The sequence below is a fragment of the Rufibacter sp. JT3400010 genome, from assembly GCF_054956755.1.
In genome coordinates this window covers 124,856-140,021 of record NZ_JBUDXA010000005.1, presented here as the reverse complement: position 1 = coordinate 140,021, position 15,166 = coordinate 124,856, and the positions used below count along the sequence as shown (strand labels likewise).

Annotated in this window: 13 protein-coding genes; 4 read left to right on the top strand and 9 right to left on the bottom strand. The window is 50.3% G+C overall.

Annotated features, from left to right (window positions below; genetic code table 11):
* Window positions 1–329: 329 nt before the first annotated feature.
* Window positions 330–1,103, bottom strand: coding sequence for a hypothetical protein (locus tag ACY0JR_RS06960; protein ID WP_462633221.1), 774 nt, complete (start codon window positions 1,101–1,103; stop codon window positions 330–332).
* A 522-nt stretch (window positions 1,104–1,625) separates the two neighbouring features.
* On the opposite strand from ACY0JR_RS06960, the gene ACY0JR_RS06955 reads away from it, so the two are divergent.
* Window positions 1,626–2,228, top strand: a complete 603-nt coding sequence (locus tag ACY0JR_RS06955; RefSeq protein ID WP_462633220.1) for a hypothetical protein — start codon at window positions 1,626–1,628, stop codon at window positions 2,226–2,228.
* 157 nt (window positions 2,229–2,385) lie between these two features.
* The gene (locus ACY0JR_RS06950) at window positions 2,386–3,024 is read left to right on the top strand and encodes a hypothetical protein (protein ID WP_462633219.1); all 639 of its coding nucleotides are present in this window, start codon (window positions 2,386–2,388) and stop codon (window positions 3,022–3,024) included.
* Window positions 3,025–3,085: 61 nt separating this feature from the next.
* Here ACY0JR_RS06950 and ACY0JR_RS06945 read toward each other — a convergent pair whose 3' ends face one another.
* The 7 genes from ACY0JR_RS06945 to ACY0JR_RS06915 all read right to left on the bottom strand — a co-directional run bounded on the left by ACY0JR_RS06945 (window position 3,086) and on the right by ACY0JR_RS06915 (window position 10,044).
* Window positions 3,086–4,180, bottom strand: coding sequence for an AMP-binding protein (locus tag ACY0JR_RS06945; protein ID WP_462633218.1), 1,095 nt, complete (start codon window positions 4,178–4,180; stop codon window positions 3,086–3,088).
* A gap of 298 nt (window positions 4,181–4,478) precedes the next feature.
* Window positions 4,479–5,303: a 1,4-dihydroxy-2-naphthoyl-CoA synthase gene (menB, locus tag ACY0JR_RS06940; RefSeq protein ID WP_462633217.1), complete on the bottom strand. Its 825-nt coding sequence runs from the start codon at window positions 5,301–5,303 to the stop codon at window positions 4,479–4,481.
* 106 nt (window positions 5,304–5,409) lie between these two features.
* Window positions 5,410–5,871 (bottom strand): DoxX family protein, encoded by a 462-nt coding sequence (locus ACY0JR_RS06935; RefSeq protein ID WP_462633216.1) that lies wholly within the window; start codon window positions 5,869–5,871, stop codon window positions 5,410–5,412.
* A gap of 189 nt (window positions 5,872–6,060) precedes the next feature.
* Window positions 6,061–6,582 (bottom strand): DoxX family protein, encoded by a 522-nt coding sequence (locus ACY0JR_RS06930; protein WP_462633215.1) that lies wholly within the window; start codon window positions 6,580–6,582, stop codon window positions 6,061–6,063.
* A gap of 106 nt (window positions 6,583–6,688) precedes the next feature.
* Complete coding sequence (menD, locus tag ACY0JR_RS06925; RefSeq protein ID WP_462633214.1) at window positions 6,689–8,401, bottom strand: 2-succinyl-5-enolpyruvyl-6-hydroxy-3-cyclohexene-1-carboxylic-acid synthase; 1,713 nt, start codon at window positions 8,399–8,401, stop codon at window positions 6,689–6,691.
* A complete protein-coding gene (locus ACY0JR_RS06920; RefSeq protein ID WP_462633213.1) occupies window positions 8,398–9,618 on the bottom strand; it encodes a chorismate-binding protein in 1,221 nt (406 codons plus the stop codon). The genes menD and ACY0JR_RS06920 overlap by 4 nt, the downstream gene beginning before the upstream one ends.
* 6 nt (window positions 9,619–9,624) lie before the next feature.
* A complete protein-coding gene (locus ACY0JR_RS06915; protein WP_462633212.1) occupies window positions 9,625–10,044 on the bottom strand; it encodes a hotdog fold thioesterase in 420 nt (139 codons plus the stop codon).
* A 52-nt stretch (window positions 10,045–10,096) separates the two neighbouring features.
* On the opposite strand from ACY0JR_RS06915, the gene ACY0JR_RS06910 reads away from it, so the two are divergent.
* Complete coding sequence (locus ACY0JR_RS06910; RefSeq protein WP_462633211.1) at window positions 10,097–10,711, top strand: histidine phosphatase family protein; 615 nt, start codon at window positions 10,097–10,099, stop codon at window positions 10,709–10,711.
* Window positions 10,712–10,848: 137 nt separating this feature from the next.
* Entirely contained in the window at window positions 10,849–12,582 is a 1,734-nt protein-coding gene (locus ACY0JR_RS06905; protein WP_462633210.1) for a pyruvate dehydrogenase complex dihydrolipoamide acetyltransferase, read from the top strand.
* Between the two features lie 399 nt (window positions 12,583–12,981).
* Here the strand turns inward: ACY0JR_RS06905 and nagB are convergent, their stop codons facing one another.
* Complete coding sequence (gene nagB, locus ACY0JR_RS06900) at window positions 12,982–14,901, bottom strand: glucosamine-6-phosphate deaminase (protein WP_462633209.1); 1,920 nt, start codon at window positions 14,899–14,901, stop codon at window positions 12,982–12,984.
* Window positions 14,902–15,166: the final 265 nt, after the last annotated feature.

Here is a 15,166-nt window from a genome sequence, read left to right as displayed (position 1 = left end):
TTATAGTAGGTTTGGAAAGGTCTTAAATACCGGGCAAAGTTAACCAAAAAAGGATTTTATCCTATCTTAAAGGCGCTTTTGTTTGCGCTACTCTCCTATTTGAAGCCTGTTTTCCAAAAAAGAGGGCAAAAGGAAGCCGCCTGCTTTTACCCGCCATAAAACATACCCATTTTGCCTAAGAACTACGGCTAATTTGAATACGTTTATTTAGTCATTTTCCTTCTATTCGGTTCACCTCCAACCTTCCCCAAAGCCACTTTGTAACGAAACAGCCCAAGTCATATTTCTATGATTTGGGCTGTTTCGTAGACCTGAAAGGATACAGTCAGTTACTTTCTATCTGCCTTCACTTTCTTAAATGCTTTGAACGAGCCAAATCCTAACGCAATGGCTGTTTTCTCACTGGCAGACTGGTTTACCAGGTCAGAAGAAGGATAATGGTAGACCACGTTGGGCTCGGCCACGGCAATGGCTGGGTGTATGTTGAAGATGGTGAGAACTTCAAGGATATTCCCGATGGAGTTTTTATCGGCGCTTAGCACGTGGATATTTTCGTCAAAAGACATCACCAGTTTGGTTCTGGTCAACGCCATTACCTGCTTCAGTTGCGCATAGGTGCCTCGGCCTTCAATGGAAACCATGAACTCATTGGTTAAACCTTGCCACATAACCTCCGGGTTAGTAGGGTCCTCCCCGAAGAACGGATGCGCGAAAGAAACGGTAGGCTCCTTCTTTAACCTGCCCAACAGCTTCTCTATGTCTGCACAGGATGAACCCGAACGCAGCTTTATTCTGGTGATTACCCCAGAATCCATGGCGATTTCACCATCTATGGAGCTGAACTGCGGGAATTTACCTAACGCCTTCTGACGGGCTTTCAAAGACATGCCTTCCTGAAAGCCGATCAACAGCATTTCGCTTCTTGCTTGACCGAATTGTACCAGGCCAGATTGTTTATTGAAGTAAGAGAAGTTTGAACAGTTAGAAGCGCGGCTGTCTAAGTACAATTCTTCGCTGATTGTTGGTTCTACTATTTCTTTCTCGCAGGAAAAAAGAAACAAGGCAGCAAACGAAAAGAAAGAGAGGGAGAAAAGGTTTTTCATTGTCAAAGCGGGGGATTAGTAACTGAATATCCCTCTTTATACGCTCTTTCGCCAGAAAAGAAACATTCTAGCCCTTCAATTCCTAATTATTTCCATCTAACGTTTTCAAAGTCAACCCAATACAATAATCAATAAATTATAAATATCTTCCTATTCAGGTTAAACAAGCTGCTTGAGCCTAAGCGTAAGCCTATTAGTGTTAGAATGATTGGCTTCCAAAAAAGAGAGGGAAGGCAAAAAGCTTTATATGCAGCCTTGCAAATGATTAGCAAAACAAAGTTATGATGGAACATACCTCTGATAATATATAATTATTATCCTAATTTGATATCAATCACTTAGCAACTACTTAATTAGTGTAACTATCCCGCTATATTCGTTACCCAGAGAGCAAAACACTTTTTATATTTATCAAGCTATATCCTATTCTATCATCAACAATAAAAGTGCTTTAGAGAAGATAACGCAACAGATTTATCAGGTTGAGTCTCTCACCAATTCTTCATCAAACTTCCTTTCTACATGACAAGAAAACTACTTACCCTTTGTGCCTTGGGCTTAACCTTTGGTGCATTCCCTGCTGTCGCTCAAGTGCCAAACATGAGAGCGGTGAACGCTGCCATTGGTCAACATCACATGAACATGCAAATGAACATGCAGAGGCAAATGACCATGATGAATTTAGGCATGGCCCGGCGCAGCACTGAGTTGTATAATCCTAAGTCTAAATACACGGTCTTACTGAAAGACAGCACCAAATTAGAAGTGAAATCTAAGATCTTGTTTGATGAAAACAACGTCAGTTATCTTCTGGCCGAAAACAAGAAATTGAAGAAAGAGGATCTGAAGCGGGTGCAGCGTATTTACCCGGCAGATACTTACTCTATTCGCAAAATAGATGTTGACGGAACCATCTCTACCCCGGGCCTCCCCGCCGATAGTTGCTGGTTGTTTCAGGTGGTGAGAGGCAAAATAAACGGCTACAGCTTTCTACCGGCCACCAATCTGCATTCGGGCTACTTTAAGTTTGTGCAGAAAGGAAACGGCGAAATGCTGAAACCAGACATACAGGTGCTTAGAAGTATGGTAAGCGACAACAAAAAAGCCGTCACTTTGGCCTATTAATCCAAGTTCTACGAGGCCATGTTGGAATACAACAGAGCCAGACCAGCTAAGAACTAAGCATAGCTATTCCATTTCTATTCTATAAAAATCTACCATTTAGGGTCTGTTTTGCAGAAAACAGACCTTTAACTTCGTCTATCTTATATTGAATTTTAAAATGTTTAGACTATTAATCTTGTTGGCTGCTTTCTCATTCCCAGCCTTGTCTTTGGCCCAAACTTCAGAATCTATGAATGCTGCACAGTACCAGGTGCAACAGATGCAAAATTTATGGATGATGCAGAACGCGGCCAATAATTTGAAAAGACAGGTGGCAACTATCAGAATGGGATCTGACATAAGAAAGGTAACTTACATGGTAGAACTGAAAGACAAAACCATGTTAGCCGTGTCCTCCAACATCATGTTTGATGAGCAGGAGAACAGTTTCATCTTAGTGCAGCAAATCCCAAATAAGATAAACCAGACTGACCCCTTACAGCAGGAGATTATTTATCCGGGTAACACCAATTCCATTGTACGACTATCTAAGCGCGGCCGAATTATAGTGGAAGGAGTTCCTTTTCATCAGCAATGGCTTTTCCCGGTTGCAAAGGGCAAAATAACAGGTTACAGTCTCTTACCGGTACTGTTCAATCCAAACGCAGAGCACTACAAATACCTGCAATTAGGCGATGGTCCAATCCAGCCTTTTAGCCAGAACCTCCTGCTGGAGATGGTAGGCAACAATAAAAAAGCCAAAAAGCTTGCCTCTTCTGCCAGAATACATGAAGCTATTATGCACTTTAACAAGTAAAGTCAAATAGTCTTAATCACAACGTTTAGGGCCTGTTTTGCAGAAAACAGGCCCTAAACATTTACAGCAAAGTCATGCCGTGGCGGCGGTCTATTTTGCCCGTGGCAGTCTCCGGTAAACGGGGCAGATAACCGAACTGCTTCGGAATTTCATATTTAGAAAGGCTTTGGGTGAGTTTGCCTTTGAGGTTGGATTCTTCTTCCTGGGTGAAAGGACTGCCTTCCAGCACCGCAATCAGGCGTTCTCCTAGCGTTTCATCTGGCAAAGAGGCGGCAAAATACCGGCGTGAGATGCCTAAGTGCGCCAAAGCCTCTCCCAACGCCGCCTCTACTTTCTCCAACTGCACCTTCACGCCCCCAGAATTGACGGTGTTATCGGCGCGGCCTAACCACCGGAAAGAATTATTTTCCAGCAGTTCTACCAGGTCATTCGTGAACAACGTCTCGCCGCCCGTCACTTCCGCCGAGATGGTGAGACAGCCGCGCTCGTCCTGGCCTAGGGTTACTTCGGCAGGAGCAGTGTAGTAATCGGTTTTATCCGCTCCGTTCAGGCGACGTACGGCAATGTGGGAGATGGTTTCGGTCATGCCGTAGCTTTGGTACACGGGCACTTCCAAGGGCTGCACTGCCTCTTCCAATGTCTTACTTACTGCGGCCCCGCCCAGCAGAATGGCTTTCATCTGGTTCAGTTTAGCCACTTTCTCGGGGGTTTGCTCCAGAATGGTTTGCAGTTGCAGCGGCACCATGGCTATAAAATCGAACTCCGCTTCTGGATCTACGCTGGCCAAGGGGTTGCCAATGGGTTCAATAATAGTCATGTGCAGGTTGCCTACCAAGCCCCGTACCAGCATCATCATGCCGGCAATGTACTCGGTGTTCATGCAGACCAATACCCGGTCTTCTGGCTGCAAGCCGAAGATTCGCAAGGTACGTTTGGCGCTCGCCTCCATGCGGTCTCGGGATAGTTCCAGGAATTTCGGCGTGCCGGTACTGCCCGAGGTCTGCACCGGATATTCCTGCACGCCTTGCAGCCAATTCTTACAGAACTCCAGCGTTTTGGCTTCATACCCGTCAATGGGAATGCTCTCCCTGAAAGAGTAGTGCTGGATTTCGTCAAAAAAGAATTTCTTGCCATTCAGGAGCAGGTGGTCGGGCATTTCTTGAATTGTTGGTTGCTGATGTTGATTGTTATTCGGGTGAGGAGGGATTTTGGTTGTGACCTTCCACACTTCAGTAAGAAATGCCCTCGCTCGCCTCTGGCGAGTGTGAGCTACCTTCGGTCTCTGGCCCAGTGAAGGAAACTTATCACCACAGAATAATAGAACTTAACACGCGGCGGGACGCCGCAGGTAGCTCACACTCGCCAGAGGCGAGCGAGGGAGTTTATAAAAAGGCGTTTCAGAGCTGATTCTTGTAAATCAACCTCAAAACGCCTTTTGTTCGTTCTCAAAAAAATCAAGGAAACTTAGGGTACTTGGAGAAATCTGGCTTGCGTTTTTCCAGGAAGGCGTTCTTGCCTTCTTTGGCTTCGTCAGATAAGTAGTAAAGCAAGGTGGCGTCTCCGGCCAATTGCTGCACGCCAGCCTGACCATCCAACTCGGCGTTGAAAGAGGCTTTGAGCATGCGCAGGGCCAGCGGGCTTTTCTCCAGAATTTTCTGGCACCATTCTACGGTGGTTTCCTCCAGTTGCTCCAACGGTACTACTTTGTTCACCAGACCCATGTCCAGCGCTTCCTGGGCATTGTACTGGTCGCACAGGAACCAGATTTCGCGGGCTTTCTTCTGGCCCACAATACGCGCCAGGTAAGACGCCCCGAAGCCTCCGTCAAAAGAACCTACTTTGGGGCCGGTTTGGCCAAAACGGGCGTTTTCTGCGGCAATAGACAAGTCACAAACCACGTGCAGCACGTGTCCGCCACCAATAGCCCAACCGGCTACCATGGCAATCACGGGCTTGGGAATACGACGAATCTGCATCTGCAAATCCAGCACGTTCAGACGGGGCACCGTGTCTTCGCCAATGTAACCGCCGTGCCCGCGTACGCTTTGGTCACCGCCCGAGCAGAAGGCTTTGCCGCCCTCGCCGGTAAAGATGATAACCCCAATCTCGGGATTATCGCGGCAGATGTTCATGGCATCAATCATCTCGGCCACGGTGCGCGGGGTGAAGGCGTTGTGCACGTGCGGCCGGTTTATGCTGATTTTGGCAATGCCGTTATAAAATTGAAAAAGTATCTCTTGATATTCTTTGAGTGTTGTCCAGTTGAATTTGCTTTGCATGAACCTCAGTTTTGGTTAAACCATTTTGGGCATAAAGGTACTGTGCCCTTACAGGATTATGCAACGGTAGCCCTTAAAATCAGTTCTTCTTTGAGTAACCTTTTTGTTAGTGCGACAGTTTTTTCTCGTTCAGCCGCTTCTCATTCATCTCAAACTTATGGTCTACTGAGTAGTAACCCGAGCCACCCACAAAGTAGAAAATAAGGGCAATGAGCGTGATGAGCGAAAGGGCAAACTGTGGATTAACTGAGAAAAAACCCTGCCCCGGGTTAAAGAAAAAGACCGCTCCAATCAAGATAGGAATCTGAAAGCCAATAGCTACCCGCGTAATAAGCCCCAAGGCAATCAAAATACCGCCCACCAAATGCGCGAAGGCTACATAATGCGCCAATCCCAAAGCCACAAATTGGAATTGGCTGTTTTGGATGATTTCGGCGAGCGCCGAGGTGTCGGCGATAAACGTCAGGCCTTTGTAAAAGATAAATAAACCCAAAAGGATTCTTCCGTAGTCATAGGCCACGGGGTGGTGTTCATGTTGCCACTTGTCAACTTGTTGTACCCAGTTCATTTCAGTAACGCTGAAAAGGCAGCGCCTCCGTTCAAGGTTGTAGGTTCTTATTTAGCGACATACACACAAGATGCGGGAGGTTTACTTAGACCAACACTCGGGCATCTACCGCAGGGCAGAAAGACATGAACTCAGAAGGGTTTTACAGTAAAGGATTAGTGATTCTGTTGGCGAGAAAGTTCTTTTTAATCAGGAATGATGCAGCTCAGGATTGATGATTTGATCTTCATTAGACAGCCGGGCTTTGAGCGACTTAGACTTACTTCTTTTAAGCAGTCGTTTGCGTTCGGTAAGGGCTTTATCATCAAATGAATAGTACCCCGAGCCGCCCACAAAATAGATGGCCAGGAAAAACAAGGTGTAAAGCGCTACCGCGAAGGGCGAATACAGGGAGAACAGATCATGTTCCGGGCTCAGGAACAGGACCGCGCACATTACAATAGGAATCTGGGCCAGACAGGCTAAACGGGTATGCCAGCCCACCATGATCATGGCGCCCCCAATCACGTGAATGACCGCAATGGCATAGGCAACATAGGTAGCCGCCGAATACAGTTTGCTGTCTAACAAGATCTGCTCCAGGGCAGTAATATTGAACAGGAACTGCACGCCTTTGAACAGGAGAAAGCCTCCCAAGGCAATCCGGCCGTAATCATAGAGCACCACCCGGTGTTTATGGTGCCATTTTTCAACTTCATTCGTAAACTCCATGGTTTTCACGCCTTTACAGCAGCGCCTCCAATAGAAATTTACGTCTTATTTAAGCGTAAGTCAATTAAAAGTATGTTAAAGTTCATATAAATTTCTTGGCAGGGTGCTAAAGCCTGATACCCTTTGCTACTTGCTCCCGGTAAGCGGCAAAGACTTCGTAGTTCCTGGTGCTGTTCGTTTCCACTTCAATCAACTGCGGCCCTGCGGCTATGTCAAAAAACGTGGGCAACAAAGCGGCCAGAGCGTCTCCATTAGTTACCTTGTAGTAGGTCAATCCCATGTCTTCGGCGGTTTTCTGGGCAGTTTGCCGTTGTTCGGTCTCAAAGAAGGGTTCCAGTTCCGGTTGACTGCGCGGCCCCTCTATCATCCTGAAAATGCCGCCGCCGTGGTTGTTCAGCACCAAAATGCGCAGGTTCTGGGGCAGGGAATTGTGCCACAAGGCATTTCGGTCATACAGGAACGCCATGTCGCCGGTGAGCAGGGTCACCAATTTATTTGTGCTCAACGCCGAACCTACGGCTGTGCTGGTGCTGCCGTCAATGCCGCTGGTGCCCCGGTTGGCAAATACCTCCACTCCTTCCCTTTCGGCTACGCCGATGAGGTTGGCATAGCGCACGCTCATGCTGTTGGCCAGATGCAAGAGGCTGTTGGCAGGCAAACTCCGTAGCACCTGATGGCAAGCCTTAAATTCTGAAAACGGGCTATTTTCCTGAAAACGCTCCAAAACGGATTTACCTAGCGTTTCCAGCTTTTGCCAGGTCTGGGCGAACCCCAGCGATTTCTGCTCTGTTACGGCACCTTCCGCTACGTTTGAGAAGAAATCTTGCGGAGTAGTTCTGATGATTCTGGTAAGTGCCTGAAAGGTGTCGGCCACCATTCCGGCGGGTTGCACGTGCCAGTGTTGCATTCCCTCCTGCTTGCGGAGGAACATTTTCAGGTTTTTAGAAATCAGTGATTTATGAAACGTAATCAGTAAATCTGGTTTAAGTTCCTGCGTGGTGTGCAGGTGCTTGGCTCCCAGAAAGACATCATGGTAGTTGATGGTCTCTCCGGCGGCCTGTTGGTTACTGATGGTATCTGCAACAAACACGGCTCCAGTGACACGGCAGAACTGCCGAATCTCTGAGTGCAATGCTTCCTCCCGCTTACCCTGACCAGCCACCACCAGCACTCTTTTGAACTGCTGAAACTCCTTTTTAAGGGTATCCCAAGTCTGCGCGGGCAAACCGAAGGCTGATGGAAGTTCCTCAATGATTTTAACACCAGAAGAATACCCGAACGCCTCTCCTTCCTCGGGGTAAAACGGTTCCCGAAGCGGAATATTCACGTGCACCGGTCCCTCGGGAAAAGTCACGGTTTCATTCAAGGCTTCATTGAGCAAGCGCGCGGCATGCCACTGGGAATCAGCATGGTTCGTATCTACCGGAAAATCCAGGCTGCGCTTCACATGCCCGCCGTAGATTTTTGATTGCCGAATGGTCTGCCCATCCAGTTGGTCAATCCATTCGGGGGGTCTGTCAGCAGTGAGTACCAAGAGCGGGATGTTCTGGTAAAAGGCTTCGGCTACGGCCGGAGCGTAGTTGTAGGCGGCGGTGCCAGACGTACACACCAACACCACGGGTCTGCCGGTCTGCTGCGCAATTCCCAGCCCAATGAAAGCGGCACTGCGCTCATCAGACACGGTACGAACCTTCAATTGCGGGTGTCGGGCGAAGGCCAGCGTCAAAGGCGCGCACCGCGAACCCGGCGACAGCACCACCTCCTGCACTCCCTTGCGGGCACAGATTTCGGCAATATCTATAACGGCTTGTAAAATCATGATTCAGACGCTTGAAATAAACGGAGTACGGTTTGCATCTTGAGCTCGGTTTCCACCCACTCTTTGGCGGGGTTTGAATCGGCGGTCATGCCGGCTCCGGCGTAGGCTGTAACCGAGTCCTGGCCCAACTCCACGCACCGCAGGTTCACAAAAAGGTTGGTCTCCTCGCCTAACTGCACCGGTCCCAGAAAGCCGCTGTAATAACGGCGCTCGTGTATTTCCAGTTGGTTTATTTTCTGCAAGGCCGCTGCCTTGGGCATGCCGCCTACGGCCGAGGTGGGGTGCAGCAGTTCCAGCATTTGGGTACCCAATTTAGGGAAACCAACCTCGTCCATGGCTGCGCTGAAATCGGTACGCAGGTGCAGCAGGTTTCCGGCCCTTACCGTACGAGGCCCCATTTCCACGTATTCGCGCAGGCGCAAGTGCCGGAAACAACTCACAATGTAGCGCTGCACCAGGGCTTGTTCCTCAATCTCCTTCTGCCGCCAAATGGCATCGGCGGGCGTAAGTCCATCCGTTATGGGCTGCGTACCGGCCAAGGCCACCGTCCGGAACACTTTGTGCCGGTCTACCTGCACCAGCAATTCGGGCGAAGCCCCCAACCACGTGCCCAGCCCCGGGATTGCCACCAGTGAAACAAACGCCGTGGCATATAATTGGGTTAATTGAGTAAAAGCGCGTACTAAATTAAAGCCTTCAAACAAAGGCAGCGTTTTGGTGCGGGACAAAACCACTTTCTCCAGGCAACCGGCCTGCATGTCTTTCACGGCGGTTGCTACGGTCTGCTCAAACACATCGCGCGGAATGGATTTTACGGGACCGGACGGATGGCTGGGCCACGTTCTTTTGTCAGCGCCTTTTAGACTTGTTTCCTCAAAAGCGGTCCAAAAACGAGCGGGTAATTGTTTTTGGCCAGTTTCTGGCAAAGCAGCTGGTTTTCCGGAGAAGTAAAGGTCGGCGGTCAGAAACACGCCGGGCGCATTTTCATTGGGCTGGAACGGGCAGAAGGCAAATCCTTGTTTTGGGCCTTCCATGGGCGGCAAAATCTGCTCTACCTGCGTGGCTACCACGGCCTGTACTTCGGTGGTGTTGGGTAAGCGCCATAGGGCCACCGGAAATTCAGAGGCCAGGGCTGCCTGAAAGATGTTGAAAGCCGTTTCCTCGGGGGAAGTTCGGTCAGTAAGCGGAGGAATGGCAGAGGTGGTTTCTTGGGACATGTAAATTTATCTATCCAGAATAGCCATGGTGATGCGGCTGATGCAGATTAAATCACCGGCTTCGGAGGTAATACGGATTTCCCACACGTGGGTCTTGCGCCCGATGTGCAGCGCACTGGCTTTACCGTACACGTACCCACTGCGGGCACTCTTGATGTGGTTAGCGTTTATCTCCAGCCCCACGCAGTACTGCCTGCTCAAGTCCAGGAACATGGTAGCGCCAATGCTGCCCAGGGTTTCGGCCAGGGCTACGGAGGCGCCGCCGTGCAAAAGGCCCATGGGCTGGTGCGTGCGGTGGTCTACGGGCATGCGGCCAATCAGGTAATCTTCGCCAATCTCGGTGTACTCCATGCCCAGATGTTCGCCCATGGTGTTTTTATTTAAAGCATTCAACTGTTCCAGGGTAATATCTGCGCGTCTTTTCATCCAGAGTTCTCGTATTTATGGCCTAACTTAGAGCCTGCAAATTAGCGTAAAATTGAGCCTCAAAAAAATCTACCTCGTTCGGCACGGCCAGACAGACCTTAACCTGCAGGGAATTGTGCAGGGAAGCGGCATTGACAGTCCCCTTAATGAAACGGGCCGCTGGCAAGCCGAAAAATTCTTCCAGGCCTACCAAGACATTGCCTTTGACAAAATCTATACCTCGGTGCTGCAACGGAGCGTACAAAGCGTGCAGGGCTTTATTGATTTGGGCATTCCGCATGAGCGGCACGCGGGCCTGAACGAGATAAGCTGGGGCAACCGCGAAGGCACCCGCATCACGCCTGAGGAAGACGCGTATTATTTTGACATGCTCAAGCGTTGGCAGAACGGCGAGACCAGTGTGCCCATTGAAGGCGGCGAAAGCCCCCAAATGGTGGCCGACCGCCAGAAACCCGTCATTGACCTGATCCTCTCCCGGCCCGAGGAAAAGACCATTCTGGTCTGCATGCACGGCCGGGCCATGCGGGTTTTGCTGGCCCAGTTGCTGCGCTACCCGCTGCACCAGATGGATAGGTTTGTGCACCAGAATCTTTGCCTCTATGAGCTCAACTACACCGGCTCCATGTTTTGGGTGTCGCGTTTTGCCGATGTCTCACATTTGACCTAGAAAAAAGAACAAGATTCTTGTTTTTGGCCTTATTTCTTGCAAACAAGCCAAAAACCGAAGCAGAATCTCTTAAAAGCATATTTGTATTACAGCATTTTTGCCTCTATTTTTGAGGCCTTAAACCCGAGCAAAAAACTATGGCCGAAATCATCCGAATGCCCAAGATGAGTGACACTATGACCGATGGGGTCATTGCCTCATGGTTAAAGAAAGTTGGTGACTCTGTGAAATCTGGGGACGTTCTTGCCGAAGTGGAAACCGATAAGGCGACCATGGAATTGGAGTCTTATGAAGATGGGACGTTACTGTACATCGGCCCTAAAAATGGTGAATCTGTTCCCGTAGACGGCGTATTGGCCATCATAGGGAAACAAGGTGAAGATATCTCCGGCCTCATGGCCCAAGTAAACGGCGGAGGCGCAGCCCCGGCCCCTAAACAAGAAGAAGCCCCTAAAGCCGAAGCGCCGAAGGCAGAGCCCAAAGCCGCCCCTGCTCCCTCGGCGCCCGCTGCCAAGGTGAATGCCGAAGTGGTGCGCATGCCCAAGATGAGCGACACCATGCAGGAAGGCACCATTGTAGCCTGGCACAAGAAAGTGGGTGACAAAGTAAAATCCGGCGACCTGCTGGCCGAGGTGGAAACCGACAAAGCCACCATGGAGTTGGAGTCTTACGAAGACGGAACCCTCTTATATATAGGTGTGGAAGCTGGTGCCTCTGTACAGGTAGACGGCGTGCTGGCCATTATTGGTGAAGCCGGTGCCGATTACCAGGCCCTGCTGAACGGCGGCGGTAACGCTGCCGGTGGAAAAGCCGAAGACAAAGGCCCAGACGTTATGACTGGTTCCATTGAAGAAGTTACCCGTGCCGAGAACCATAAATCTGATGCGCAGTCTCAATCTGGCGATGGCGTAAACCAAACCGTTGGCGCTCCGGTACCCGGTCAAGGTACTGAAGCTGGTACAACCGGTTCTTCTACCAATCAGGGCCGTGTGCTGGCTTCTCCGTTAGCCAAGAAAGTTGCCCAGGAAAAAGGCATCAGCCTGGCACAGGTAAAAGGATCTGGTGAGAACGGCCGCATTGTGTTGCGTGACGTGGAGAACTTCACTCCTTCCGCTGCACCAGCTGCCCAACCGCAAGCCGCTCCGGCCGCTATCTCTGCTCCTCAGGTTGCCGCTCCGGCCCAAACCGGCGAAGCCTACAAAGAGGTTCCGGTATCACAGATGCGCAAGGTCATTGCCCGCCGTCTGTCTGAGAGCTTGTTCACCGCGCCGCACTTCTACCTAACCATGGAGATTGACATGGACAAAGCCATGGAAGCCCGTGTGAGCATGAACGAGGTTGCCCCAGTGAAAGTATCTTTCAACGACATGGTGATCAAAGCCGCTGCTGCTGCCCTGCGCAAGCACCCGGCCGTGAACTCTTCCTGGTTAGGCGACAAGATCCGCTACAACAACGTGGTGAATATTGGCGTGGCCGTAGCCGTGGAAGAAGGTCTGTTGGTACCAGTAGTTCGCAACGCTGATCAAAAATCGCTCTCCACCATCTCAGCCGAGGTAAAAGACCTGGGCGGAAAAGCCAAATCCAAGAAACTCCAGCCGTCTGACTGGGAAGGCAGCACCTTCACCATCTCCAACCTGGGTATGTTCGGGATTGAGGAATTCACCGCTATCATTAACCCACCAGATGCCTGTATCATGGCCGTAGGTGGTATCAAACAGACGCCAGTGGTGAAGAACGGACAAATACAGATCGGTAACGTTATGAAAGTAACCCTTTCCTGCGACCACCGTGTGGTAGACGGCGCCGTTGGTTCCGCCTTCCTGCAGACCTTCAAAGGCTTCCTGGAAGATCCGGTTAGAATGTTGGTGTGATTTAGTTAATAGTTGTTCGTTGTTAGAAGACGAACTCCATATAAGAAAGAGCCGATGGACATTTCCATCGGCTCTTTCTGTTTAGCGCCTCTTTTCTGGGAAACAGCCTCTAAACAGAAAATAGGTCTTGTCTTTTTAAATGTAGGGGCAATCCCTTGTGGTTGCCCTTTCCATTAGCTGATGAATGTGTTTTCTGATATCGCAGGACAGGTCGCGACCTGTCCGTACATTCTGTGGTAATGGAAAAGGGCAACCACAAGGGATTGCCCTACCCTAATTAGAAGCCGGTTTCAGAAAAAGAGCCGAAAAGCACTTCTCACATTTAGAAATAGCTATAAAACAAAAGCCGTTTCAGGAAGTACCCGAAGCGGCTTTTGTTTTATTTAAAATAGAGAAGTCTTAAAACTTGAAACGCACAAAGGCTTCCATGGCTTCATAGTCGGCCAGGCCGAGGCGGTCGTAGCGGCGGGCGGTTTCGCGGTTACGTTCCTGGGCGCGTACCCAGAACTCGCGCTCATCGTCGCCGGGGAACACGGGACGGTCCTTCTGGCTTTGGTGCTTGAAGATTGCAATCCGCTTACGTTCTACTTCCTGTGGGGAAAGCGGTACGGCCATTTCAATCTCGTGGGTCTCAAATTCGTGCCAGGCCCCACGGTACATCCAGAGCCAGCAGTCTTTCACCCATTCTTCGGTTTGGCTAAGCCGGCGAAGCGCTTCTACTATAATATTGAAACACACAATGTGAGTACCGTGCGGGTCTTCAAAATCACCGGCGGCGAATACCTGCTGGGGCTTCACGTTTTGTAGTAACTCCATGGTGAGCTCTATGTCGCGGTCGGTTACGGGGTTTTTCTTGGTCTTGCCGCTCTCATAGAAAGGCAGCGCCTGGAAGTGGATGTGGTCATCTGAAAGACCGGCGTAGCGGGCGCCTGCAATGGCCTCGCTCTTCCGGATGAACGCCTTCACGTCCTGAATTTCTTTGGTGTCTACCTGGTTGGGGTGCTTCTGGCCAATGAAGGTCCGCATCTGCTCGTACACCGAGGAAAGCTTCTCCCCGTCCTGTCCAATGCTTCGGCTGAAGTCTATGGCGAATTCCATGTAGCGCAGCACGTCATCGTCCCACACGGCGGTATTACCGGAAGTCTGGTACGCCACGTGCACGTCATGCCCCTGGTCAACCAAACGGATGAACGTACCGCCCATGGAAATCACGTCATCATCGGGGTGCGGAGAGAAGATAAGCACCCGCTTCTGGGCTGGTAAAGCGCGCTCCGGACGCCCGGAATCATCGGCGTTCGGCTTGCCGCCGGGCCAACCGGTAATGGTGCGCTGCAGTTGGTTAAATACGTCAATGTTGATGTTGTACACCGGTCCGCGGTTCACCCCTAGTTGGGCCATGCCGTGGGCGTTGTAGTCTTCTTCGGTTAACTTCAGGACCGGTTTCTTCACGGTGTCTGAGAGCCAGATCACCGCTTTGCGGGTCAGCTGGGTATCCCAAACGCAGTCTTTCACGAGCCACGGCGTTCCGAAACGGGTTAGGTCCATGGCGGCATCCTGGTCCAGCACGAACTCCACGTTGTCTGAAAGCTGCAGGTAGGTGGCGGGCACCTCGCCGGAGATTTCGCCTTCCACCGCTTTGCGCACAATAGAGGCTTTTTTCCCATTCCAAGCCATCAAAACAATTTCCCGCGCCTTGAAGATGGTACCAATCCCCATGGTAATGGCTTTGGTGGGCACATTCTCTTTTCCCCCGAAATCTCGGGAAGCATCACGCCGGGTCAGGTCATCTAAGGTGACCAGGCGGGTACCCGAGTTGGGCGCGGAACCCGGCTCATTGAAACCAATGTGGCCCGTTCTACCAATCCCCAGCACTTGCAGGTCCAGGCCGCCCAGCGCTTCTATTTTGCGTTCGTACTCCAGGCAGAAAGCCGGAATATCTTCCAACGGCAACGTACCATCTGGAATGTTTACGTTCGCTTTGTCAATGTCAATGTGGTTGAACAGGTTCTCATCCATGAAGCGCACGTAGCTTTGTGGGGCCGTGGGTTGCATGGGGTAATATTCGTCCAGGTTGAAGGTGATGACGTTCTTGAAACTTAAACCCTCTTCCCGGTGCAGGCGCGCCAGTTCGGTGTAGACGCCTACGGGTGTGGCTCCGGTGGCTAAACCCAGCACGGTTTTCTCACCTTTCGCCTGCTTTCCTCTTATCAGTTCCGCAATGCGGTGGGCCACCGCCTTTGAGGCTTCTTGCTGGTCTGCATAAACGGTTACGGGCACCTTCTCGTAGCGCGTTTCCTCCAATAGGTTAAGCCTGCTCATAGTCGTATCTTGTTTTAGTGGGTTGTGAACGTGTGGAGTTCGCAAAGGTAAAAAGTCTAACTATTTCACAAAATTTAAGAACATTTAATTTATTTTAAAATTTATTAAATAACTATTCCGTTTGACCTCGCCCCCTTTCCATACTCGCATTAGCCGCCCTGCTCTTGTCTTACTCTATTATTGAATGAAAGATTTAACACTTGGGAAAAGTAATAATTTACTAACCAGAACCCTCGCTCGCGTCCCGCGAGTGTGAGCTACCTTC